Origin of the sequence: Pseudomonas fluorescens (assembly GCF_001708445.1) — a bacterium.
In the GTDB taxonomy this organism is placed as follows: domain Bacteria; phylum Pseudomonadota; class Gammaproteobacteria; order Pseudomonadales; family Pseudomonadaceae; genus Aquipseudomonas; species Aquipseudomonas gorinensis.
The window spans coordinates 4,181,457-4,203,613 of record NZ_CP015637.1; the positions used below are offsets into that span (position 1 = coordinate 4,181,457).

General features: G+C 62.2%; 20 protein-coding genes. 14 read left to right on the forward strand and 6 right to left on the reverse strand.

Annotated features, from left to right (window positions below):
• The first annotated feature begins 150 nt into the window (after positions 1 to 150).
• The 3 genes from A7317_RS18440 (at position 151) to A7317_RS18450 (ending at position 2,513) form a co-directional block, all read left to right on the forward strand.
• Positions 151 to 1,086 (forward strand): LysR family transcriptional regulator, encoded by a 936-nt coding sequence (locus A7317_RS18440; protein WP_024076238.1) that lies wholly within the window; start codon positions 151 to 153, stop codon positions 1,084 to 1,086.
• A 115-nt stretch (positions 1,087 to 1,201) separates the two neighbouring features.
• The gene (locus tag A7317_RS18445; protein ID WP_024076239.1) at positions 1,202 to 1,597 is read left to right on the forward strand and encodes a MerR family transcriptional regulator; all 396 of its coding nucleotides are present in this window, start codon (positions 1,202 to 1,204) and stop codon (positions 1,595 to 1,597) included.
• A gap of 16 nt (positions 1,598 to 1,613) precedes the next feature.
• Complete coding sequence (locus A7317_RS18450; RefSeq protein WP_069076532.1) at positions 1,614 to 2,513, forward strand: hydroxymethylglutaryl-CoA lyase; 900 nt, start codon at positions 1,614 to 1,616, stop codon at positions 2,511 to 2,513.
• Positions 2,514 to 3,079: 566 nt separating this feature from the next.
• Here the strand turns inward: A7317_RS18450 and A7317_RS18455 are convergent.
• On the reverse strand, positions 3,080 to 4,717 hold the full coding sequence (locus tag A7317_RS18455; protein WP_069076533.1) for an AMP-binding protein: 1,638 nt from the start codon (positions 4,715 to 4,717) through the stop codon (positions 3,080 to 3,082).
• A 150-nt stretch (positions 4,718 to 4,867) separates the two neighbouring features.
• Here A7317_RS18455 and A7317_RS18460 point away from each other — a divergent pair, with 150 nt between their 5' ends.
• The 4 genes from A7317_RS18460 (at position 4,868) to A7317_RS18475 (ending at position 10,512) form a co-directional block, all read left to right on the forward strand.
• Positions 4,868 to 6,031, forward strand: coding sequence for an isovaleryl-CoA dehydrogenase (locus A7317_RS18460; protein ID WP_024076242.1), 1,164 nt, complete (start codon positions 4,868 to 4,870; stop codon positions 6,029 to 6,031).
• Between the two features lie 11 nt (positions 6,032 to 6,042).
• On the forward strand, positions 6,043 to 7,650 hold the full coding sequence (locus A7317_RS18465) for a carboxyl transferase domain-containing protein (RefSeq protein ID WP_069076534.1): 1,608 nt from the start codon (positions 6,043 to 6,045) through the stop codon (positions 7,648 to 7,650).
• Positions 7,651 to 7,783: 133 nt separating this feature from the next.
• Positions 7,784 to 8,590 (forward strand): gamma-carboxygeranoyl-CoA hydratase, encoded by an 807-nt coding sequence (locus A7317_RS18470; RefSeq protein ID WP_024076244.1) that lies wholly within the window; start codon positions 7,784 to 7,786, stop codon positions 8,588 to 8,590.
• Entirely contained in the window at positions 8,587 to 10,512 is a 1,926-nt protein-coding gene (locus tag A7317_RS18475) for an acetyl/propionyl/methylcrotonyl-CoA carboxylase subunit alpha (protein ID WP_069076535.1), read from the forward strand. Before A7317_RS18470 ends, A7317_RS18475 begins: the two co-directional genes overlap by 4 nt.
• Here the strand turns inward: A7317_RS18475 and A7317_RS18480 are convergent.
• Positions 10,509 to 11,144 (reverse strand): LexA family protein, encoded by a 636-nt coding sequence (locus A7317_RS18480; protein ID WP_024076246.1) that lies wholly within the window; start codon positions 11,142 to 11,144, stop codon positions 10,509 to 10,511. The genes A7317_RS18475 and A7317_RS18480 overlap by 4 nt on opposite strands.
• Before the next feature lie 131 nt (positions 11,145 to 11,275).
• On the opposite strand from A7317_RS18480, the gene A7317_RS18485 reads away from it, so the two are divergent.
• A complete protein-coding gene (locus A7317_RS18485; RefSeq protein WP_024076247.1) occupies positions 11,276 to 11,626 on the forward strand; it encodes a DUF6124 family protein in 351 nt (116 codons plus the stop codon).
• A 464-nt stretch (positions 11,627 to 12,090) separates the two neighbouring features.
• Complete coding sequence (locus tag A7317_RS18490; protein WP_024076248.1) at positions 12,091 to 13,242, forward strand: M14 family metallopeptidase; 1,152 nt, start codon at positions 12,091 to 12,093, stop codon at positions 13,240 to 13,242.
• A gap of 35 nt (positions 13,243 to 13,277) precedes the next feature.
• On the opposite strand, the gene A7317_RS18495 is transcribed toward A7317_RS18490, so the two are convergent.
• Entirely contained in the window at positions 13,278 to 13,817 is a 540-nt protein-coding gene (locus A7317_RS18495) for a cytochrome b (RefSeq protein ID WP_024076249.1), read from the reverse strand.
• Positions 13,814 to 14,896 carry a catalase family peroxidase gene (locus A7317_RS18500; RefSeq protein ID WP_069077427.1) on the reverse strand — a complete coding sequence of 361 codons (1,083 nt, stop codon included), beginning with the start codon at positions 14,894 to 14,896 and terminating at the stop codon, positions 13,814 to 13,816. Before A7317_RS18500 ends, A7317_RS18495 begins: the two co-directional genes overlap by 4 nt.
• Positions 14,897 to 15,064: 168 nt before the next feature.
• On the opposite strand from A7317_RS18500, the gene A7317_RS18505 reads away from it, so the two are divergent.
• The 4 genes from A7317_RS18505 to A7317_RS18520 all read left to right on the forward strand — a co-directional run bounded on the left by A7317_RS18505 (position 15,065) and on the right by A7317_RS18520 (position 18,955).
• Complete coding sequence (locus A7317_RS18505; protein ID WP_069076536.1) at positions 15,065 to 15,571, forward strand: RNA polymerase sigma factor; 507 nt, start codon at positions 15,065 to 15,067, stop codon at positions 15,569 to 15,571.
• The gene (locus A7317_RS18510) at positions 15,568 to 16,305 is read left to right on the forward strand and encodes an anti-sigma factor family protein (protein ID WP_069076537.1); all 738 of its coding nucleotides are present in this window, start codon (positions 15,568 to 15,570) and stop codon (positions 16,303 to 16,305) included. Before A7317_RS18505 ends, A7317_RS18510 begins: the two co-directional genes overlap by 4 nt.
• A gap of 202 nt (positions 16,306 to 16,507) precedes the next feature.
• On the forward strand, positions 16,508 to 17,602 hold the full coding sequence (gene zapE, locus A7317_RS18515; protein WP_069076538.1) for a cell division protein ZapE: 1,095 nt from the start codon (positions 16,508 to 16,510) through the stop codon (positions 17,600 to 17,602).
• Positions 17,603 to 17,641: 39 nt separating this feature from the next.
• Positions 17,642 to 18,955 (forward strand): protein kinase, encoded by a 1,314-nt coding sequence (locus tag A7317_RS18520; protein ID WP_069077428.1) that lies wholly within the window; start codon positions 17,642 to 17,644, stop codon positions 18,953 to 18,955.
• Between the two features lie 221 nt (positions 18,956 to 19,176).
• Here A7317_RS18520 and A7317_RS18525 read toward each other — a convergent pair whose 3' ends face one another.
• Both A7317_RS18525 and A7317_RS18530 read right to left on the reverse strand, forming a co-directional pair.
• A complete protein-coding gene (locus tag A7317_RS18525; protein WP_069076539.1) occupies positions 19,177 to 19,884 on the reverse strand; it encodes a YebC/PmpR family DNA-binding transcriptional regulator in 708 nt (235 codons plus the stop codon).
• A gap of 109 nt (positions 19,885 to 19,993) precedes the next feature.
• Positions 19,994 to 20,902 carry a LysR substrate-binding domain-containing protein gene (locus A7317_RS18530; protein WP_069076540.1) on the reverse strand — a complete coding sequence of 303 codons (909 nt, stop codon included), beginning with the start codon at positions 20,900 to 20,902 and terminating at the stop codon, positions 19,994 to 19,996.
• A gap of 125 nt (positions 20,903 to 21,027) precedes the next feature.
• Between A7317_RS18530 and A7317_RS18535 the strand changes: the two genes are divergently transcribed.
• The gene (locus A7317_RS18535; protein WP_069076541.1) at positions 21,028 to 22,137 is read left to right on the forward strand and encodes a 2-aminoethylphosphonate--pyruvate transaminase; all 1,110 of its coding nucleotides are present in this window, start codon (positions 21,028 to 21,030) and stop codon (positions 22,135 to 22,137) included.
• Positions 22,138 to 22,157: the final 20 nt, after the last annotated feature.

A 22,157-nucleotide genomic window follows, 5' to 3' on the forward strand; every position in this document is an offset into this window, starting at 1 on the left:
AGCAGCTCCCTTCTTGGAGAGGTTGTTTAGGTCATGCATTCGATGCTAGAACAGCGTTGATAATTTACCTAGCCTATTCTCGGCGTGTATTAACATTCATCACCGATATATGATCGACGTATGGCCACCTAACAATAAGAGCGCAACGAAATGAATCTGAGCAAGGTCGACCTCAACCTCTTCATCGTCTTTGACGCGATCTACACCGAAGCCAACCTGACCCGCGCCGGGCAGATTGTCGGCATTACCCAACCAGCGGTATCCAACGCTCTGGCCCGCTTGCGCGAGACCTTCAACGACCCGCTGTTCGTGCGCACAGCCCAAGGCATGGTGCCCACGCCGATGGCGCAGAACATCATCGGTCCGGTGCGCAATGCGTTGTCATTGCTGCGGGTGTCGGTGCAGGAAAGCCGGATTTTCAACCCTCAGCAGGCGGCCAAGACCTATCGCATCAGCATGACCGACCTCACCGAGGCGGTGATCCTGCCGTTGCTGTTCCAGCGTCTGCGCCGCCTGGCACCGACGGTGGTGATCGAGAGTTTCCTGTCCAAGCGCCGCGAAACCACCAAGGAACTGGCCGCCGGGCGCCTGGATTTTGCCGTGGACGCGCCGCTCAACACCGACCCGCAGGTGCGCCACGTCAAGCTGATGGAAGACCGCTACGTCTGTGCCATGCGCAAGGGCCATCCCATGGCGGGCAAGGACAAATTCACCTTGGATGACTACCTGTCGCTGACCCATATCCATATCTCCAGCCGCCGAAATGGCCTGGGCCATGTCGACCTGGCCCTGGGCAAGATGGGCATCCAGCGCAAGATTGCCCTGCGCTCCCAGCATTACCTGATGGCCTCCCAAGTGTTGCAGCAGACCGACATGGTGATGACCGTGCCCGAACGCTTCGCCCGCCGTCATGACCTGCACTGGTTCAACCTGCCGGTCAATGACGTGCCGCCGGTGGAAACCCACCTGTACTGGCACGAAAGCACCGACCAGGACCCGGCCAACCGCTGGATGCGTGAGCAAATGATCGAGTTGTGCCAGCAAGTCACGGCTCACGAAAAGAAGCTGGATAAACAGCAGGCCTGAGGGTGAAAAGCCTCCCCTGTGGGAGGGGGCTTGCCCCCGATGGGCTGCGCAGCGGCCCTTGACGTTCACGTCAACCTGCCATTAGCTTAACGCCAAGACCTTCTTGAGCGCCCCCATGAGCACGACCTACAGCATCTCCGACCTCGCCCGCGAGCTCGACATCACCACCCGCGCCATTCGCTTCTATGAAGAACAAGGCCTGCTGGCCCCGGAACGCCGAGGCCAGGAACGCATCTACTCGGCGCGGGACAAGGTCAGCCTGAAGCTGATCCTGCGTGGCAAGCGCATCGGTTTTTCCCTGGCCGAGTGCCGTGAATTGATCGAACTCTACGACCCCGCCAGCGGCAACCATATCCAGCTCAACAGCATGCTGGCGAAGATCGCCGAACGCCGTGAACAGTTGGAGCAACAGTTGCTGGATATCGAACAAATGAAGCTGGAACTGGACACCGCCGAAGAGCGCTGCACCCAGGCCCTGGCCGAGACCATCCAAGGCCAGGCTGGCCATTGAACAGAAGGTAGTTGCCATGTCCCTCCCCTCCCACGTGCGCCTGGTCGAAGTCGGCCCGCGCGACGGTTTGCAGAACGAAGCCCAACCCATCAGCGTGGCCGACAAGGTGCAGTTGGTGGACGCCCTGAGTGCCGCCGGCCTGGGCTATATCGAGGTGGGCAGTTTCGTCTCGCCCAAATGGGTGCCACAGATGGCCGGTTCCGCTGAGGTGTTTGCGCAGATCCAGCGCAAGCCCGGTGTCACCTATGGCGCGTTGGCACCGAACCTGCGCGGGTTTGAAGACGCGCTGGCGGCCGGCGTGAAGGAAGTCGCAGTGTTTGCGGCATCCTCCGAGGCGTTTTCCCAGCGCAATATCAACTGCTCCATCAGCGAAAGCCTGGAGCGTTTTGCGCCGATCATGGCGGCGGCCAAGCAGCACGGCATCAGTGTGCGTGGCTATGTGTCCTGTGTGCTGGGTTGCCCGTACGAAGGCGCGGTCGCCCCGGAGCAAGTGGCGGCAGTGGCTCGTGAGCTGTATGCCATGGGCTGCTATGAAGTGTCCCTGGGCGACACCATCGGCACCGGCACGGCCGGCGCCACGCGGCGGCTGTTCGAGGTGGTGGGTGCGCAGGTACCGCGGGACAAGTTGGCGGGGCACTTCCACGACACGTATGGGCAGGCGATCGCCAATGTCTACGCCAGCCTGTTGGAAGGGATCAATGTGTTCGACAGCTCTATCGCGGGCCTCGGCGGCTGCCCCTACGCCAAGGGCGCCAGCGGTAACGTCGCCACCGAGGACGTGGTGTACCTGCTCGATGGGCTGGGGATCCACACGGGCATCGACCTGGAGCAACTGATCCGGGCCGGCCAACAGATCTGCACAGTGCTGGGCCGCCCCACCGGTTCGCGTGTGGCCAAGGTGCGTAGCACACAGTGAGTAACCGATCCGTGACGATGTGTTACCGCACCGCTACACATCGAGTAACACGGGAACATATTTTGTGGCATTCGCCGTAGGCCAAATCGCACACAAAAATTAACTCATTGATTCTAAAAGACTTTATAAAGTTGGCACGGGTTCTGCTATCTCTATGGCATAACAAGAATAAAAAGCGCCAAACCTAATAAAAATAAGACGTAACGACTCTGACATAACAAAAACAACACGGCAGAGACGCAGCTAACAGATTTTTTTGGAGAAGATGTGCTTCGCAGGGTACGGCATGCCGAAACCCGCAACCGGATAGAGAAAAATAAAACTACCTCAGGTAGCTGCCACTGGTTGGATCGCTTGCGAAGAAGCAGATCAGCGCTCAAAAAAATACGTTTGCTCTTGACCCCGGATGGGGGTCGCCAAAAACAGCGGTAAAGGGTCACGGTTACCAAAAACAACAACAGACCGCCCCTCAATAATAAAAAAAGAGCAGGCAACGACAAATTAAAGGGGACCCTAGGGTCCCCTTTGTGCTGTGTGCACGCCTCCTCAGGCAGCGGCGCTTTCCCTCAGTCGTTGCGCGACGCCAACTCCTCGATACTGATCTCGCGCATGCGGAATTTCTGGACCTTGCCCGTGACGGTCATCGGAAATTCGTCCACGAACTTGAAATGCTTGGGCGTCTTGAAGTGCGCGATGCGCCCCTTGCACCAGGTGTGCAACTCCAGCGCGCTGACCACGTGCCCAGGGTGAAACTTGACCCAGGCCACAATCTCTTCGCCATAACGCTCATCCGGAACACCAATAACCTGCACGTCGGCCACCGCCGGATGGGTAAAGAAAAACTCTTCCAGCTCCCGCGAGTACACGTTCTCGCCACCGCGAATGATCATGTCTTTGTTGCGCCCGGCGATGCATACGTAGCCGTGCGCGTCCATGGTCGCCAGGTCGCCGGTGTGCATCCAGCCCGCGTCGTCGATGGCCTCGCGGGTACCTTCCGGGTTGTTCCAGTAGCCGAGCATCACGCTGTAGCCACGGGTACACAGCTCGCCCGTCTCGCCGCGCGCCACGGTGTTACCGTCGATGTCGATGATCTTGTGTTCGAGGTGTGGCTGGGTACGCCCCACCGTGGTGACCCGACGCTCCAGGTCATCATCGGCGCCGGTCTGCAACGACACCGGGCTGGTTTCGGTCATGCCGTAGGCAATCTGCACCTCGCCCATATGCAATTCGCCGATGACCCGGCGCATCACTTCAATGGGGCACGTGGCGCCGGCCATGATGCCGGTACGCAGGGACGACAGCTCCAACTCGCCCCGGCGCGGATGATCGAGCATGGCGATAAACATGGTGGGCACGCCGTACAGGCCAGTGGCGCGCTCTTCGGCGACGGCGGTGAGCGTCAGCAGCGGATCGAAGCCGTCATTGGGGTAGATCATGGTGGTGCCATGGGTGATACAGCCCAGGTTGCCCATCACCATGCCAAAGCAGTGGTACAGCGGCACCGGGATCACCAGGCGATCCTGCGCGGTGAGGCCCAGGCTTTCGCCGACCATGTAGCCGTTGTTGAGGATGTTGTGGTGACTGAGGGTGGCTCCCTTGGGGAAGCCGGTAGTGCCGGAGGTGTACTGGATATTGACGGCTTGATCAAAGCTCAGGCTGGCTTGACGGCTGCGCACCTGTTCCGGCGCGACTCCCGCCCCGAGTGCCGCCAACTGCGACCAGGGCAGGAAACCCGGGGGCGGGCTGGGGTCAAGGCTGATGACGCCACGCAGGTCGGGCTTCAGCGCCTGCACCATGGCATGGTAATCGGACGTCTTGAATGACCCGGCGCACACCAGCCACTGGCAACCGGATTGCTTGAGCACGTATTCCAACTCACTGCTGCGATAGGCCGGGTTGATATTGACCAGGATCACCCCGAGCTTGGCGCTGGCGATTTGGCTGATACACCATTCGGCGCAATTGGGCGCCCAGATGCCCAGGCGGTCGCCGGTTTGCATGCCCAGGGCCAGGAACGCGCGGGCGTGCAGGTCAACGGTCTCGGCCAGTTGCCGCCAGGTGTAGCGGCGCTGTTGGTGGCGCACCACCAGGGCTTCGCCATCGGGATGCTGCGCAACGGTGCGATCGAAGGCCTGACCGATGGTCATGGCCAGCAGCGTCTTGTCCTGGGAGCCACGGCTGTAGCTCGGATTCGGTTGATCCATAACGACCCCTGTTGTCTTTTTTGTAGGTTGACGTAAACGTAAACTACGATTGACAGCACCGCAACGCAAGCTTACGTTAACGTAAAGGTGATCGCCCTCCCCCGGCGCCCCACCCACATAACAACAAAGCTCAACTTAAGGTGCCCGTCCATGAGTTATCCCTCCCTGAACTTCGCCCTCGGTGAAACCATCGACATGTTGCGCGACCAGGTGCAGTCCTTCGTGGCCAAGGAGATCGCCCCTCGCGCGGCACAGATCGACATCGACAACCTGTTTCCCGCCGACCTGTGGCGCAAGTTTGGCGACATGGGCCTGCTGGGCATCACGGTGCCGGAAGCGTACGGCGGTGCCGGCCTGGGTTACCTGGCCCACGTGGTGGCCATGGAAGAAATCAGCCGCGGTTCGGCGTCGGTGGCGCTGTCCTACGGCGCCCACTCCAACCTCTGCGTCAATCAGATCAACCGCAACGGCAACCATGAGCAGAAGCTCAAGTACCTGCCTCAACTGATCAGCGGCGAACATGTGGGCGCCCTGGCCATGAGCGAGCCGAATGCCGGCTCCGATGTGGTCTCGATGAAGCTGCGCGCCGACAAGCGTGGCGACCGCTACGTGCTCAACGGCAGCAAGACCTGGATCACCAACGGCCCTGACGCCAACACCTATGTGATCTACGCCAAGACCGACCTGGAAAAGGGCCCCCACGGCATCACCGCCTTCATCGTCGAGCGTGACTGGAAAGGCTTCAGCCGCAGCAACAAGTTCGACAAACTGGGCATGCGCGGCTCCAACACCTGCGAGCTGTTTTTCGATGATGTGGAAGTCCCCGAAGACAATATCCTCGGTGCCCTCAACGGCGGTGTGAAAGTGCTGATGAGCGGCCTGGACTACGAACGCGTGGTGCTCTCCGGTGGCCCGACCGGGATCATGCAGGCGTGCATGGACCTGATCGTGCCCTACATCCACGACCGCAAGCAGTTCGGCCAGAGCATCGGCGAATTCCAGCTGATCCAGGGCAAGGTCGCCGACATGTACACCCAACTCAATGCCAGCCGCGCCTACCTCTACGCAGTGGCGCAAGCCTGCGAGCGTGGCGAAACCACGCGCAAGGATGCGGCCGGGGTGATCCTCTACAGCGCCGAACGCGCGACGCAGATGGCCCTCGATGCCATCCAGATCCTCGGCGGCAACGGCTATATCAACGAATTCCCTGCCGGACGCCTGCTGCGTGACGCCAAGCTGTATGAAATCGGGGCCGGCACCAGTGAGATTCGGCGGATGCTGATCGGTCGCGAACTCTTCAACGAAACCCGCTGAAGGAACACGTCATGGCCACCTTGCACACCCAGCTCAACCCGCGCTCGGCGGAGTTCATCGCCAATGACGCAGCGATGCGCCAACAGGTCGACGCCCTGCACACCCTGCTCGCCCACGTGCAGCAGGGTGGCGGCGCCAAGGCCCAGGAGCGCCACACTTCACGCGGCAAACTGTTGCCGCGCGAGCGCATCAACCGCTTGCTCGACCCAGGCTCACCGTTCCTTGAACTCAGCCAACTGGCCGCCCACCAGGTGTATGGCGAAGACGTGCCTGCCGCCGGCGTGATTGCCGGGATAGGCCGGGTCGAAGGGGTTGAATGCATGATCGTCGCCAACGATGCCACGGTGAAGGGCGGCTCCTACTACCCGCTGACCGTGAAGAAACACCTGCGCGCCCAAACCATCGCCGAGCAGAATCGCCTGCCGTGCATCTACCTGGTGGACTCAGGTGGCGCCAACCTGCCGCGCCAGGATGAAGTGTTTCCCGACCGTGAGCACTTCGGGCGGATCTTCTTCAACCAGGCGAACATGAGTGCCCAGGGCATCCCGCAGATCGCCGTGGTGATGGGTTCGTGCACCGCCGGCGGCGCCTACGTGCCGGCGATGGCCGACGAAGCGATCATGGTGCGCCAGCAGGCCACCATCTTCCTCGCCGGCCCGCCGCTGGTGAAGGCGGCGACCGGTGAAGTGGTCAGCGCTGAAGACCTCGGCGGTGCCGATGTGCACTGCAAGATTTCTGGCGTAGCCGACCACTATGCCGACAGCGACGAGCACGCCCTGGCCCTGGCCCGCCGCAGCGTCGCCCACCTCAATTGGCACAAGCAGGGCCAGTTGCTGCAACGCACGCCGGTAGCGCCGTTGTATAGCAGCGAGGAGCTCTATGGCGTGATCCCGGCCGATGCCAAGCAACCGTTCGATGTGCACGAAGTGATCGCACGGCTGGTGGACGGCTCGGTGTTCGATGAATTCAAGGCCCTGTTCGGCACCACCCTGGTGTGCGGTTTTGCCCACTTGCACGGCTATCCGATTGCGATCCTGGCCAACAACGGGATTTTGTTTGCGGAAGCCGCGCAAAAAGGCGCGCACTTTATCGAGCTGGCCTGCCAGCGCGGGATTCCGCTGCTGTTCTTGCAGAACATCACCGGCTTTATGGTCGGCCAGAAATACGAGGCCGGCGGTATCGCCAAGCATGGCGCCAAGCTGGTCACCGCCGTGGCCTGCGCCAAGGTGCCGAAATTCACGGTGATCATCGGCGGCAGCTTTGGTGCCGGTAACTATGGGATGTGCGGCCGCGCCTACGACCCGCGCTTTTTATGGATGTGGCCGAACGCGCGCATCGGTGTGATGGGTGCCGAGCAGGCCGCAGGGGTGCTGGTGCAGGTCAAGCGTGAACAGGCCGAACGTGCAGGGGTTGCGTTCAGTGCCGAAGAAGAAGCGGCGATCAAGCAGCCGATCCTCGACCAGTATGAAACCCAGGGCCATCCCTACTACTCCAGCGCGCGCTTGTGGGACGACGGCGTCATCGACCCGATGCAGACCCGCGACGTGCTGGCCCTGGCGCTGTCTGCCGCGCTGAATGCCCCCATCGAGCCGAGCCGCTTCGGCGTGTTCCGCATGTAACCTGTAGGAGCGAGCTTGCTCGCGAAGGTCGTTAACGATAACGCGAGCATTCTGGATGAACGCGTTGCCTGGACGTTTTTCGCGAGCAAGCTCGCTCCTACAGGAGACCTCTCATCATCATGGAGCTCCTTGCATGAGCGATTTCAACACCCTCGAACTGATCACCGACAGCCGTGGCTTTGCCACGCTGTGGCTCAGTCGTGAAGCCAAGAACAACGCATTCAACGCCGAGATGATCCGCGAACTGATCATCGCCCTCGACCAGGTGCAAGGTGATCCGTCCCTGCGCTTCCTGGTCCTGCGCGGGCGCGGCAAGCACTTCAGCGCCGGGGCCGACCTGGCCTGGATGCAGCAATCGGCCGAGCTGGACTACCACACCAACCTGGACGACGCCCGCGAACTGGCCGAGCTGATGTACAACCTGGCGAAGCTGAAGATCCCCACCCTGGCAGTGGTGCAAGGCGCGGCCTACGGTGGCGCATTGGGCCTGATCAGTTGCTGCGACATGGCGATTGGTGCCGATGACGCACAGTTCTGCCTGTCAGAAGTGCGTATTGGCTTGGCGCCAGCGGTGATCAGCCCGTTTGTGGTACAGGCGATCGGCGAGCGCGCAGCCCGGCGTTATGCGCTGACGGCCGAACGGTTTGGCGGCCAACGGGCGCGGGATATCGGCCTGCTGGCGGAAAGCTATCCGACCGATACGCTGGAACAACAGGTCGCGCAATGGGTTGCCAACCTGCTGCAAAACAGCCCGGCGGCGATGCGCGCCAGCAAAGACTTATTGCGCGAGGTCGGTAACGGCGCCCTCACCCCGGCCCTGCGCCGCTATTGCGAAAATGCCATCGCCCGCATTCGCGTCAGCGCCGAAGGCCAGGAAGGCTTGCGCGCGTTCCTGCAAAAACGTACGCCCAGCTGGCAATCCCAGGAGCCCCGTTCATGAGCACACTGACCACCGTACTGGTGGCCAACCGTGGCGAAATCGCCTGCCGGGTGATGCGCACCGCCAAGGCCATGGGCTTGACCACCGTCGCTGTACACAGCGCCACGGACCGCGACGCGCGCCATAGTCGCGAGGCGGATATCCGCGTCGACCTGGGGGGCAGCAAAGCCACGGACAGCTACCTGCAGATCGACAAATTGATCGCCGCGGCCCAGTCCAGCGGCGCCCAGGCGATTCATCCGGGCTACGGCTTCCTGTCGGAAAACGCCGGGTTTGCCCGCGCGGTCGAGGCCGCTGGCTTGATCTTCCTCGGCCCGCCCGCCTCGGCGATCGACGCCATGGGCAGCAAGTCGGCCGCCAAGGCGTTGATGGAGACCGCCGGCGTGCCGCTGGTGCCGGGTTACCACGGCGAAGCCCAGGACCTGGAGACGTTCCGCGATGCCTGCGCGCGTATCGGCTACCCGGTGCTGCTCAAGGCCACGGCCGGCGGCGGCGGCAAGGGAATGAAAGTGGTCGAGGACGTCAGTCAGTTGGCCGAGGCATTGGCCTCTGCCCAGCGCGAGGCGCTGTCGTCGTTCGGCAATGGGCAGATGCTGGTGGAAAAATACCTGCTCAAGCCGCGCCATGTGGAGATCCAGGTGTTTGCCGACCAGCAGGGGCATTGCCTGTACCTCAATGAGCGCGATTGCTCGATCCAGCGTCGGCACCAAAAAGTCGTCGAGGAAGCCCCGGCGCCTGGCTTGAGTACTGAACAGCGCAAGGCCATGGGCGAAGCGGCGGTACGCGCAGCCCAGGCCATTGGCTATGTGGGCGCGGGCACGGTGGAATTTCTGCTGGATGCCCGTGGCGAGTTTTTCTTTATGGAAATGAACACGCGCCTGCAAGTGGAACACCCGGTGACTGAAGCGATTACCGGCCTCGATCTGGTGGCCTGGCAGATTCGCGTGGCCCAGGGTGAAGCGCTGCCGATCACCCAGGCACAAGTGCCGCTGATCGGCCATGCCATCGAAGTACGGCTGTACGCCGAAGACCCCTCCAACGATTTCCTGCCGGCCACCGGGCACCTGGCGCTGTACCGCGAATCAGCCCCCGGCCCGGGGCGACGCGTGGACAGCGGCGTCGAGCAGGGCGACAGCGTGTCGCCCTTCTACGACCCGATGCTCGGCAAGCTGATTGCCTGGGGCGAAGACCGTGAACAGGCGCGATTGCGGCTGTTGAGCATGCTGGATGAATTTGCGGTGGGCGGGCTGCGGACCAACCTGAGCTTCCTGCGTCGAATCATCGCCCACCCCGCGTTTGCCGCGGCGGAACTGGATACCGGGTTTATCCCGCGCTATCAGGATGAGCTGCTGCCGGTACCTGGCGCCTTGGGCGATGAGTTCTGGCAGGCCGCGGCCGCGGCGTTCATACAGAGCTTGCCGGCCGGTGACGGGCCTTGGGCGGACACGCGCGGTTTTCGTGCCGGCCTGCCCGCCGAAGTCTCGCTGCACTTGAGCTGCAATGGGCAGGATCGGTTGGTGACATTACCCACCCAGCCCCCGCTGTTGCGCGGCGAACAACTGCTGATCGAGCACCAGGGCGTACGCCGCGCTCATCTGGCGGTGCGCAGCGAAAGCACCCTGTACCTGCGCTGGGATGGCGAGTTGCACGCGGTCAGCCTGTTCGACCCGATTGCAGCGGTCGAGGCCGGCCAGTTCCATCAAGGCGGCCTGACCGCGCCCATGAACGGCAGCATCGTGCGGGTGCTGGTGGAAGTCGGCCAAGCCGTGGAGGCCGGCACGCAACTGGTGGTGCTGGAAGCCATGAAGATGGAACACAGCATCCGTGCGCCCCAGGCCGGGGTGATCAAGGCGTTGTTCTGCGAGGAAGGCGAAATGGTTGCCGAAGGCTGCGCGCTGGTGGAGCTCGAAACAGCCGACTAGAACTTCGCCGTGGCCTGCACCACCACGCCGAGGATGCGGCAATCCTCGGTGAACCGCTGCTTCGGATAGGTGGGGTTGAGCGGCACCAGGTAAAGCTGGCCGCTTTCTTCCATGAGTTGGCGAAAAGTCGCCTGGGGGCTGTCAGCCCATTGGGCGACCACCAGCTTGCCAGGTTGGGCATCGATAGCCGGGTCCACCAGGATCAGCATGCCCGCACCGATGCTCAGGCCGCTGGGGGCGGTCATGGCGTCTCCCCTCACCGGGAGCCAGAAGGCGTCCCCGCGGGCGTGGTAGTCCGTCAGTTCGAAGCGGGTGGTGGCGTACGCGCCGTGCTCTTCGCGAATTTCGCACATGCCCGTCCAATCGTTGACCGGGTATCGAAAATACGGGTTGTAGGGAGGTTGCGCGGGCAGTGCCTCGGCGGTCTTTTCGCGAATCTGCAAGGCGACTTCCAGGTAGCCCAGCCCCAGTTCCGCGAGAACCCGGTTCATGTCGGCCAGGCTTGGCACACGGCGTTTGTTGAGCCAATGGCCCACCCCGCCCTGGGACATGCCCAGGCGTTCGGCCAGTTGATCCTGCGTGACCTTGCGGTCTTTCATGTTGGCTTTGACCAACGCTATCCAGTTATCCATGGTGCGTGACAATACGATGCGTATTTTTCAGGGCAATAAACAGTTTGTAGTAATCCATAAAACGACATAAATACGATACGTACTATCATCGAACATAAGGTTTTCGACACCCACCCAGAGTACCGCCCCTTATGACGACAAGCCCGCACCGCCTGCCTGAAACACCCGAAACCAGCGAATTGCTCGACATGCGCGGCAGCAGCGCCGCCCAGCGAGCCCTGGACTATTACTTGAAAGAAGATATGTCGCCATCGCCCTCGGATGACACCTTCTTTCGCGTCAAACCCGACATCAGCCACGAAGAAGCCCTGGTGCACGCCTCGGACCTGTTGCGCAGTGCTGCCGCCACCGCCTACGAATCAGCGAACAGCCATCAAGGCAATCAACGCGACCTGGCATTCTCAGTGGTGTATTTGATCGATATGGCGAAGGCGATGGTGGAGCAGTCGCTGCAGGCGCCGAAGGCTCAGGCAAGCGTGTGACGGGCGCGCAGGAAAAATATTTCTATCCCACGGATAAAAACATTTGACTTGCAAATGATAATGATTATTATTGGACTCAGCTGATCGCGAGATCAGTCGATAGACCAAGGGACCTTAGGTCGGACTCTTGGAATATCTCCTCATCAGGCTAATCACGGTTTTTGACCCGGCTCTTTGGCCGGGTCTTTTTTTTGCCAGTTTCCCTGGCATGGCTTCAGGCTAATGAAGACTGTGTGTTGCTGAATGGCGCGCATGGTAGCAAAAGACCATCGTCCAAAGAAAGCCGGTCGAAGGCTCTAGCCCAGATCTTTGAGAAATAGCGCTTGAGAATCAATCTCATAGATTCTAAGCTGCCCCAGCGTCAAGGACGACGCCCCCCTCCTCCGCAACAATTTTGCGTCAAGATTTTGCCCGGTGCCTGTGTAATATAACCGCCACAACATTCATACCCAGGCAACCCGACTATGACCGTGGCCTTGACCTCTATCAAGATCAGCACCGACTTCGACAGTGGCAATATCCAGGTTCTGGATGCCAGCGATGCCTATCAGTTGCTGCTCGCCATCGAACCCGATACCCGCAGCGCACATTTCCAGTGGTTCCACTTCAAGGCCGAAGGCATGCACGTGGGCCATACCCACACTTTCCGCCTGAGCAACGCCAGCCATTCTTCCTATAAGCATGCGTGGAGCGGCTACAACGCTGTCGCCTCCTACGACCATATCAACTGGTTCCGCGTGCCCACGCGCTTTGATGGCGAGACCTTGCACATCAGCCTCGAAACCCGTGAGAAACACGCCTGGTTCGCCTACTTCGAACCCTACAGCCGCGAACGCCACGACTGGCTGATCGAGCAGGCCGTGACCCGCGCAGGCGCTAAATTGCTGGCCACCGGTAAAAGTGTCGAAGGCCGTGATATCCAGTTGCTACGTCGTGGCAAAGGCGGCAGCAACCGGCGCAAGGTCTGGATCATCGCCCAGCAACACCCCGGCGAACACATGGCCGAATGGTTCATGGAAGGCATCATCGAACGCCTGCAACAGGATGGCGATGCCGAGCTGAGGAAGCTCCTGGCCGTTGCCGACCTGTACCTGATCCCCAACATGAACCCTGACGGTGCCTTCCATGGCCACTTGCGCACCAACGCCATGGGCCAGGACCTCAACCGCGCGTGGCAGAGCGCCAACCAGGAAACCAGCCCGGAAGTGCTGTTCGTGCAGCAACAGATGGAAAAGCATGGCGTCGACCTGTTCCTCGACATCCATGGCGACGAGGAAATCCCCTACGTGTTCACCGCCGGTTGCGAAGGCAACCCGGGATACACCCCGCGCATCGAAGCCCTGGAAAAACACTTCCGCAGCCACCTGAGCGCGCTGACCCGTGACTTCCAGACCACCCACGGCTACACCCGCGACCTGCCGGGCGAAGCCAACATGACCTTGGCCTGCAATGCCGTCGGCGAGAAATACGATTGCCTTTCGCTGACCCTGGAAATGCCGTTCAAGGACAACGACGATGCGCCCAACCCGCACACCGGCTGGTCGGGCAAACGTTCGATGCAATTGGGTAAGGATGTGTTGAGCACGATCGCCGATATCGTGACCGTCCTGCGCTAACCCTTGCCTGGGCCGGCAAGGGTTCAATGGCAGCCTCAGTCTTTGGTACCGGTCATGCTTTGCAACACGCCATCGCGCCGAATCAGCCCGTGGAATAACGCCGCCGCCAGGTGCAAAAGCACCGTCAGGAACAGCAGGTAGGCCAGATACCCATGGGCCTTGCGTAACACCGCGAACAACGGTGCATTCGCGCCCACCAGCGCCGGCAGCTGTATCGAACTGCTCAGCATCACCGGGTCGCCCGCCGCTGAAATCATCGCCCAACCCAGCAGCGGCAGCACCAGCATCAAGGCATACAGCACCAGGTGAGACGCCTTGGCCGCCAGTGTTTGCCACAACGGCAAATCGCTGGGCAGCGGTGGTTGGCGCGTGGAAAAGCGCACCACCAGCCGCACGATCACCAGCGCCAGAATCGCAATCCCCAACGGCTTGTGCAGGTGAATCAACCATTCATGCCGCTCGGACACCGACGCGGCCAACCCCGCACCGATAAACAGCATCGCGATGATCATCAGCGCCATCAACCAATGCAGCAGGCGCGCCAGGGGCGTGAAAAACCGTGGTTGGGCATTCATGGCTTCGACTCCTGAGGGGCATTGTGCAAGGGGCTGACTTCGCCAGCGCGACGCAGGTAAGAACTGGCATACGCAGCCGAACGGGCCGCCAGCAGCGGATCATTGGATGCCTCGATGCCGCTCGGCAAAATCAGCGGGTCGAAGTTGATGTCACGGCAATCCCCATCGACCTGTGGCTGGCTGCTGTCCAGCACCAGGCTGCCGACGTTGATGACCTTGTGCTCACCGGCCCAGGTCTTGCTCGCATCGTCCAGCGGGTCACCGGGGTTGGCCAGGGTCATGTTCAATTGCCAACGCAGCGGTCCTGCCGCCAGGCGTTGCACCAGGTCTTTCTCCAGAAAGTCATTGCCTGCCGGTGCGCTATCGCCGGGTGCATCCTGGCTCTGCGGTACGACGCCCCAACGCACGGCCTGGCGTTTGCCGTCGGCGTTCACCAGGTAAAACGCATTGATGCCGTTGTACGTTTCAGTGGCATAGCTGGCCGATGGCCTGGCGGTCTTGACCCACGCCAGGAACGGCGCGGTCTCAGGGTGAGAAGCAAAAAACGCCGGCATACTCGCCGGGTTCGGCTTGCCGGTGGCCGGGTCGGGCGCGCCGGCCTTGAGCAGCTGGTAGAACGCCTCGGGCGTGCCCACCGGGAACACCGGCATGCTGTTCATCCCGGTGCGCCACTGCTGGCCGTTGGCTTGGGTAAATTGCACGGCAAAACTGCGGATCGGCACGCTGCTGTCCGGTGCATAGGGGTTGCCGCTGGGCAAGGCAAATCGGCCGATGATGGGGGTTTTGGCTGCGCTGAAGACTTGGGCGCTGGAATACGCGCGCGCCTCGGCGCTGCTCTCGAAATAACCCGCGACGCACACACCCTTGGCGTGGTTGCGGCGGAACCCCGGATGCACACCGTTATTGGTTTCCAGGGCATTGACCAGCGTCGTGGGCCGCAGGCGTTGTGGGTCGAGGGTGCCGTTGACGTAGGCAAACGCCCCCGCAACAACCGCAACAACCGCACCGATGCCGACAAGTCGAGCAATCAGGCTCGCAGTACTCAGCGCAAGACGGGGTGGTGATGAGTGATCTACCATCAGGAAACTCCAGGGCCAAGGGCCTTTGGCGGTGAACATAGGGTCGGTGCATTGAGACGAATGCCGATCCGCTCTATTCCCTGGCCTTTGATTTATTTTCGAGAAAGGGGAATAACCTTCAGCGCCGGACGTCTCTCTAGTCCCAACGTAGCGACCAGCCAGCATCCCATGCACGCACTCGACGAACAGTTACGTGAACTCATCCCCAGGCTGCGGCGCTTTGCCGTGTCCCTGACCCGTCACGCCAGCAGCGCCGACGACTTGGTGCAGTCGACCCTGGAACGGGCGATCATCCGCTGGGACGACAAACGTCTGGAAGGCGACCTGCGCGCCTGGCTGTTCTCGATCCTCTACCGGCAGTTCCTCGATGCCCATCGACGCACCCGCCGCTATGCACGCATGCTCGAATTCTTCACCGGGCGCGATGATGCCGAGCCCTCGGTCGAGCGCACGGTGATGGCCCAAGCCACCTTGCAAGCCTTCGATCAACTCAACACCGAGCAACGTGCGCTGCTGCTGTGGGTGTCGGTCGAAGGTTTGAGCTACAAGGAAGTCGCAGAAATCCTCGACGTGCCCATCGGCACCGTGATGTCGCGCCTGTCGCGGGCGCGCCAGGCCCTGCGCCAACTCAGCGATGGCGAAATCGCCAGCCCTTCCCTGCGGATACTCAAATGATCAACCTGCCCCCCAGCGAACGCGATTTGCATGCCTACGTCGATCACCAGCTCCTGGAGAGTGATCGGCGTGTGCTTGAAACCTACTTGGCGGCCCACCCCGAAGTCGCGGCCCAAGTCCACGCCTGGCAGCAGGATGCGCAATTGCTGCGCGCGGCACTGAGTGGCGTCCTGCACCAGCCGGCCAACCCTGGGCTGGACCCGATGCTGATTCGCCAGCGCATCAAACATCAGTCCCGCCGCCATTTCGCGACAGCGGCGGTGCTGCTGATTGCCGTCAGCCTCGGTGGCATTGGCGGCTGGCACGCCCGTGAAGCCACGCAACCGCCGCTGCTGCCCATGGCCGACGCCATGCAGGCCTACCGCCTGTTTGCCCAGGACGGCATCATGCCGGCCGACTACCGCTCTTCGGACAGCGGCACGATGCAAACCTGGCTTGATCGCTACTTCAACCAGGCCCACCGCCTGCCGGACTTGAGCCAGGCAGGTTTCAAGCCGGTCAGCGCACGCTTGCTCACCACCGAGCAAGGCGCAGCGGCGATGGTGTTGTACGAAGACACGCAAGGTCGACACATCAGCTTCTACATCCGCCCACCGGGCCCGGACAACGGCTTTCTGCCCCGTGGCTACCGCAGCGCTGACGGCTTACACGCCGAATACTGGTCCGGCGCCGGCTACAACTATGCGATGGTCAGCCCGGTGGATCAGCCCACCGCGCCACTGCTGAAGTTCTAGAAACTCCAGCACCACGGTATCGGTCCAGGTCTCGGCGTTGCAGGTGCACCCGGCCCTCCCAAACCCGCGCCGCCTGCTGAGCGCTTGGGCGGGTGTCTATAGGCCATGCCTTTTCGAGATGGCTGGCGGCGCCCTTCTCGATTGGTCAAAACATGGTGGGGGCTCTAAAGTAAGCGACCACCGCACCACAGAGTGACTTGCATTGGCCGTGTTTCCCCTGATCCGACGCCTGCTCGGTAAAACCCCCGGCACCCGCGTCGACGCCTCCATCCCGATGTTCTTTCAGCACAAGGCCGAGCAACAGGGCTACACCCTCAGCGCCGGCCAGGCCCAGGCGATCGCCGCCATGGCCCGCGAAACCGCGCACCTGCTGGCCGGCCAACCGACCCGCAGCCTGTACCTGCACGGCCCGGTGGGGCGCGGCAAAAGCTGGCTGCTCGATGGGTTTTTCCAGGCGTTGCCAATGGCCGAAAAACAACGCGTACATTTCCATGACTTTTTCGCCCGCCTGCACCGGGGCATGTTCGCCCATCGTCAGCGGCCAGACGCACTGGCCACGACCCTGGATGAGCTGCTCGAGGGCTGCCGCGTACTGTGCTTCGACGAGTTCCACGTCCACGATATTGGCGATGCCATGCTGATCAGCCGGCTGTTCAAAGCCTTGTTCAAGCGCGGTGTCCTGGTGCTGGTCACCTCCAACTACCCGCCCGCGGGCCTGTTGCCCAACCCCCTGTACCACCAGCGTTTCAAGCCGGTGATCGACTTGATCGCGGCGCGTATGGAGGTGTTGGAAGTCAGTTCGCCCCGCGACTTCCGCAGCCTGCCCCAGGCCCATGCCGAACAGCGCTTCACCCAGGGGCAATACGTGTGGCCGGGCACGCCGGCACAACGTGAGGCCCTTGGCTTGCCCACCACCGATTGCCCGCCGCAGCCCCTCAGCGTCGGCGCCCGCCAGTTGACCTGCCGCCAGCGCGAAGCACACCGCATCGCTTTCACGTTCAGCGACCTGTGCGAACAACTCACTGCGGTAATGGACTACCTGCTGCTGTGCGACGACTTCGACCACTGGATCATCGATGGGCTGCCATACCTGGCGGATTGCCCGATCGCCGTGCAACAGCGCTTTATCAACCTGGTAGACGTACTCTACGACCGCGATAAGCAGTTGACCCTGATCGGCGAACAGCCCCTGGCCAAATCCCTGGAAGGCCAGGCCATCGACCTGGCCCGCACGGCCAGCCGCCTGAACCAATTGCAAACGGTCAGCCCGCAACGCGCGCCCGACCCGGTATCATGAGCGCCTTTTACGCCCTCTTGCCGAGTGACCGCGCCGTTCATGAATACCCTCGCCCAACTCAAGGCCGGCCAACTGGCCGGTATCACGCGCCTGGACCTGTCCTGCGGGCTGACTGAATTCCCCCGGGAAATCTTCGAACTGGCCGACTCCCTGGAAATCCTCAACCTCAGCGGCAACGCCCTGAGCAGCCTGCCGGATGACCTGCATCGCCTGCCGCACCTGCGCGTACTGTTCTGCTCGGACAACGCCTTTACGGAACTGCCCGAATGCCTGGGCCAGTGCGCCAAACTGAGCATGATCGGCTTCAAGGCCAACCAGATCCGCCACGTACCGGCGGCCGCGCTGCCGCCGCAGTTGCGCTGGCTGATCCTCACCGATAACCGCATCAGCCAACTGCCCGACGAACTGGGCCAGCGGCCGTTGCTGCAAAAACTGATGCTGGCCGGCAACCAACTCGCGCATTTGCCGCCGAGCCTGGCCAACTGCCAGAACCTTGAGCTGATCCGCATCGCCTCCAACCGTCTGACCCGCTTGCCCGAATGGCTGCTGACACTGCCGAGCCTGACCTGGCTGGCCTACGCCGGCAACCCGGTGGAAATGGCGGTTGACGTGGCCGCCGACGACGCGACACCGGATATTCCCTGGTCGCAACTGGCGCTCGCCGACGTGCTCGGGGAAGGTGCCTCCGGAGTGATTCGCAAGGCCATGTGGCAACCTGAGGCCAAGCCCGTCGCGGTCAAACTCTATAAAGGCGCCATCACCAGCGACGGCTCGCCATTGCATGAAATGCAGGCCTGCATCGCGGCCGGGCAGCACCCCAACCTGATCAAGGTCGAAGGCCGTGTGGTGGGCCACCCCGACGGCCAGGCCGCGCTGGTGATGGACCTGATCGAACCGAGCTACCGTAACCTCGCCGCCCTGCCCAGCCTCGCGTCCTGCACCCGCGACATCTACGACCCTGCTACCCGCTTCAGCCTCGCCGTGGCATTGCGCATGGCGCGGGGCATCGCCTCGGTGGCCGCACACCTGCACCGGCACGGCATCACCCATGGTGACCTGTACGGCCACAATATCCTGTGGAATGCGGCGGGTGATTGCCTGCTGGGGGATTTTGGCGCCGCGTCATTCCATGCCACGGCAGATACCCTGGAGACCAGGGCGTTGCAGCGCATTGAAGTGCGGGCGTTCGGGGTGTTGCTCGGGGAGTTTCTGGAGCGGATTGACACGGGTTTGAGCGACGACACGCGTCAGGTGCTAGAAGGCTTGCAGGCGCGCTGCTGCCAGCCGGAGGTGTTGGCACGGCCGAGTTTCGAGGAAGTCGAAGCGCTGCTGCAATCTATCCCACACCCCTGAACCGAATGTGGGAGCAAGCCCCCTCCCACACTGGATTGCTGGTGGCAGGTAGAAAGCAGCCCGGCTGTGGATCTCGTGGATACCGCCAATCCCCTGAGGGAGATGTCGAGCTTTAGCGAGGCTTCGAAGGCGGTGGCACGGTTGGCAGGTGTGTTGGCTGACCCACTGCCATCGCGAGCCAGCCCCCTCCCACATTCAAGCCGAGCTTATTCAGCTCTCAATCAGCCTGCCAAGCCGACGAACATATCCTGCACGTCGTCATGGTTGTCCAGACCTTCGAGGAAGGCTTCGACTTCCGCCATCTGCGCGTCGGTCAAGCCGCTCACCGGGTTTTTCGAGATGTAGCCCAGCTTGGCCGACAGTACGGTGAAGCCCTGCTCCGGCAAGGCTTTTTGCACGGCGTCCAGGTCGGTGGTCTCGGTAATGAACAGGGTGGTGCCTTCTTCTTCACCTTCTTCGAAGTCCTGGGCGCCGGCTTCAATCGCGGCCATTTCCGGATCAGCGTCCGGGCTGTCCGGCGACGCTTCGATCAGGCCAACGTGGTTGAAGTCCCAGGCCACGGAGCCGGAAGCCCCCAGTTGGCCCTTACGGAAGGCCACGCGGATTTCCGCCACGGTGCGGTTGATGTTGTCGGTGACGCACTCGACGATCAACGGCACCTGGTGCGGGGCGAACCCTTCGTAGGTCACCCGGTGGTACTGCACGGTTTCACCCAGCAGGCCGGCACCTTTCTTGATGGCGCGGTCCAGGGTTTCCTTGGGCATCGAAGCCTTTTTGGCCTGCTCCACCACCAGACGCAGGTGGGCGTTGGTCGCCGTGTCGGCGCCATTGCGCGCGGCGATGGTGATCTCTTTCACCAGCTTGCCGAAGATCTTGCCCTTGGCATTGGCTGCCGCTTCTTTATGTTTGACTTTCCACTGTGCGCCCATGACTCACTCTCTTCTCGTCCATCGCGCCGAAACGTCTACTGGCCGGCGCTTTGGGGGCAGAGTTTATAGGGCAAAAACGCTCTGATCCACCAAAAACCGGCCATACCCCTCAGGTTCGCAAGGGTTTGATCGTCGCATCCTGCTCCGGCACCAAGCCCCTCATCGGCGCCAGCTCGAAGAACGCCTGAATCAAACGCAACGACCGGCGCCGCTCCATGCACCCGAGCATATGCCGGTTCAGCAGCCCCTCGCCGCGGATCGGCACCGCCTGCACGCGCGGGTCCTGGCTGACCTCCATCGACGACACCACGCCAACCCCCAATTCAGCCGCGACGGCTTCGGTCACCGCCTCGCGGCTGTCCAGTTCCAGCAACACCCTGGGTTGCACATTGGTCGCCAGGCAGGCGTCGTCGAAGGTGCGTCGGGTGATGGAGCCGGGCTCGCGCAGCACCATGATCACCTCGTTCAATTGCTCCAGGCCAATGCCCTTGGGCAGCGTCGCCCACGGGTGGCTGGCCGGTACCAACGCGCAAATCCGCGACTCGCCCAAGGGGTGCAGGTGCAAGCCATTGCGCGGCTCCGCCTCAGTCAGCACCGCTACATCCACGTGCTCGGCCAGCAACGCCGCCAGGGTTTCCTGGGCATTGCCCAAGCGCAGGTTGACGGTGATGCCGGGGTAACGCGCACGCAGGCTGGCAATCATCGGCATCACCAGGTGCGGGCCGTCCGCCGCCACTTCCAGGCGCCCGGAGAGCAATTGTCGATTGGCCTCCAGCAGGGTCTGCGCCTCGTCGACCAGGCCGAAGATCGCGCGCGTGATCGCCGCCAGGCGCGCGCCCTCCTCGGTCAACTCGACCCGCCGCGCCGTGCGACGCAACAGCGGGATCTGGTAGTGCTCCTCCAGGGCCTTGATATGCCCGGTGACCGCCGGCTGGCTGATGAACAGCCGCGCTGCCGCACGGGTAAAGCTACCCTCGCGGGCCACGGCATCGAATGCGCGCAATTGGAACAGGTTCATGGGGATTGACCTGGCTATCGGCCTGACTGATAGCTCGCATAACAACAAACAATTTGATTGATAACAAGCCAAACTGCAATTTAGGCGCCGTAGCTTCACCCCCAAACAGCTTGCAAGGACTTGAGATGAGCACTGCCGCGCCGATCCTGCTGACACCTGGCCCCTTGACCACCTCTGCCCGCACTCGCCAGGCAATGATGGTGGATTGGGGGTCATGGGATGACCGTTTCAACCAACTCACTGCCAGCACCTGCGCGCAACTGCTGGCGATCCTCAACGGTGCCGAAAGCCACCATTGCATCCCCTTGCAGGGCAGCGGCACCTTCGCCGTCGAAGCCGCCATCGGCACCCTGGTGCCCCGCGACGGCAAGGTGCTGGTGCTGATCAACGGCGCCTATGGCAAACGCCTGGCGAAGATCTGTGAAGTACTCGGCCGTACGTTCAGCACCTTTGCGACCGCCGAGGACGAACCCACTACCGCCGCCGACGTCGACCGCCTGCTGCACGCCGACCCGGCCATCACCCACGTCGCCTTGATCCACTGCGAAACCAGCACCGGCATTCTGAATCCGCTGCCGCAGATCGCCGAGGTGGTCAAACGCCACGGCAAGCGCCTGATCGTCGACGCCATGAGCTCGTTCGGCGCACTGCCGATCGATGCCCGCCAAGTGCCGTTCGAGGCGTTGATCGCCGCCTCGGGCAAATGCCTGGAGGGCGTGCCCGGCATGGGCTTTGTCTTCGCCGAAAAACAGGCGCTGGCCGCCGCCCAAGGCAACTGCCACTCCCTGGCGATGGACCTGTTCGAGCAGCACAGCTACATGGCCAAGACCGGCCAGTGGCGCTTCACCCCGCCCACCCACGTGGTCGCCGCCCTGCACGAAGCGCTGCTGCACTACCACGAAGAGGGCGGCCTGCCCGCGCGCCATCAGCGCTACGCCAATAACTGCCAGGCGTTGCTCGACGGCATGGCCGAACTGGGCCTGCGCAGCTTCCTGCCGGCAGCGATCCAGGCGCCGATCATCGTCACCTTCCACGCGCCAAAAGACCCGCGCTACCAGTTCAAGGCGTTCTATGAACGGGTCAAGGCCAAGGGTTTCATTCTGTATCCCGGCAAATTGACCGAGGTCGAGACCTTCCGCGTCGGCTGCATCGGCCACGTCGATATCGCCGAGATGCAGGCGGCGGTGGCGGCGGTCGCCCAGGTGCTGCAAGAGATGGAAGTGTTGGACATTTGATTCTCCCCATGACCCACAGG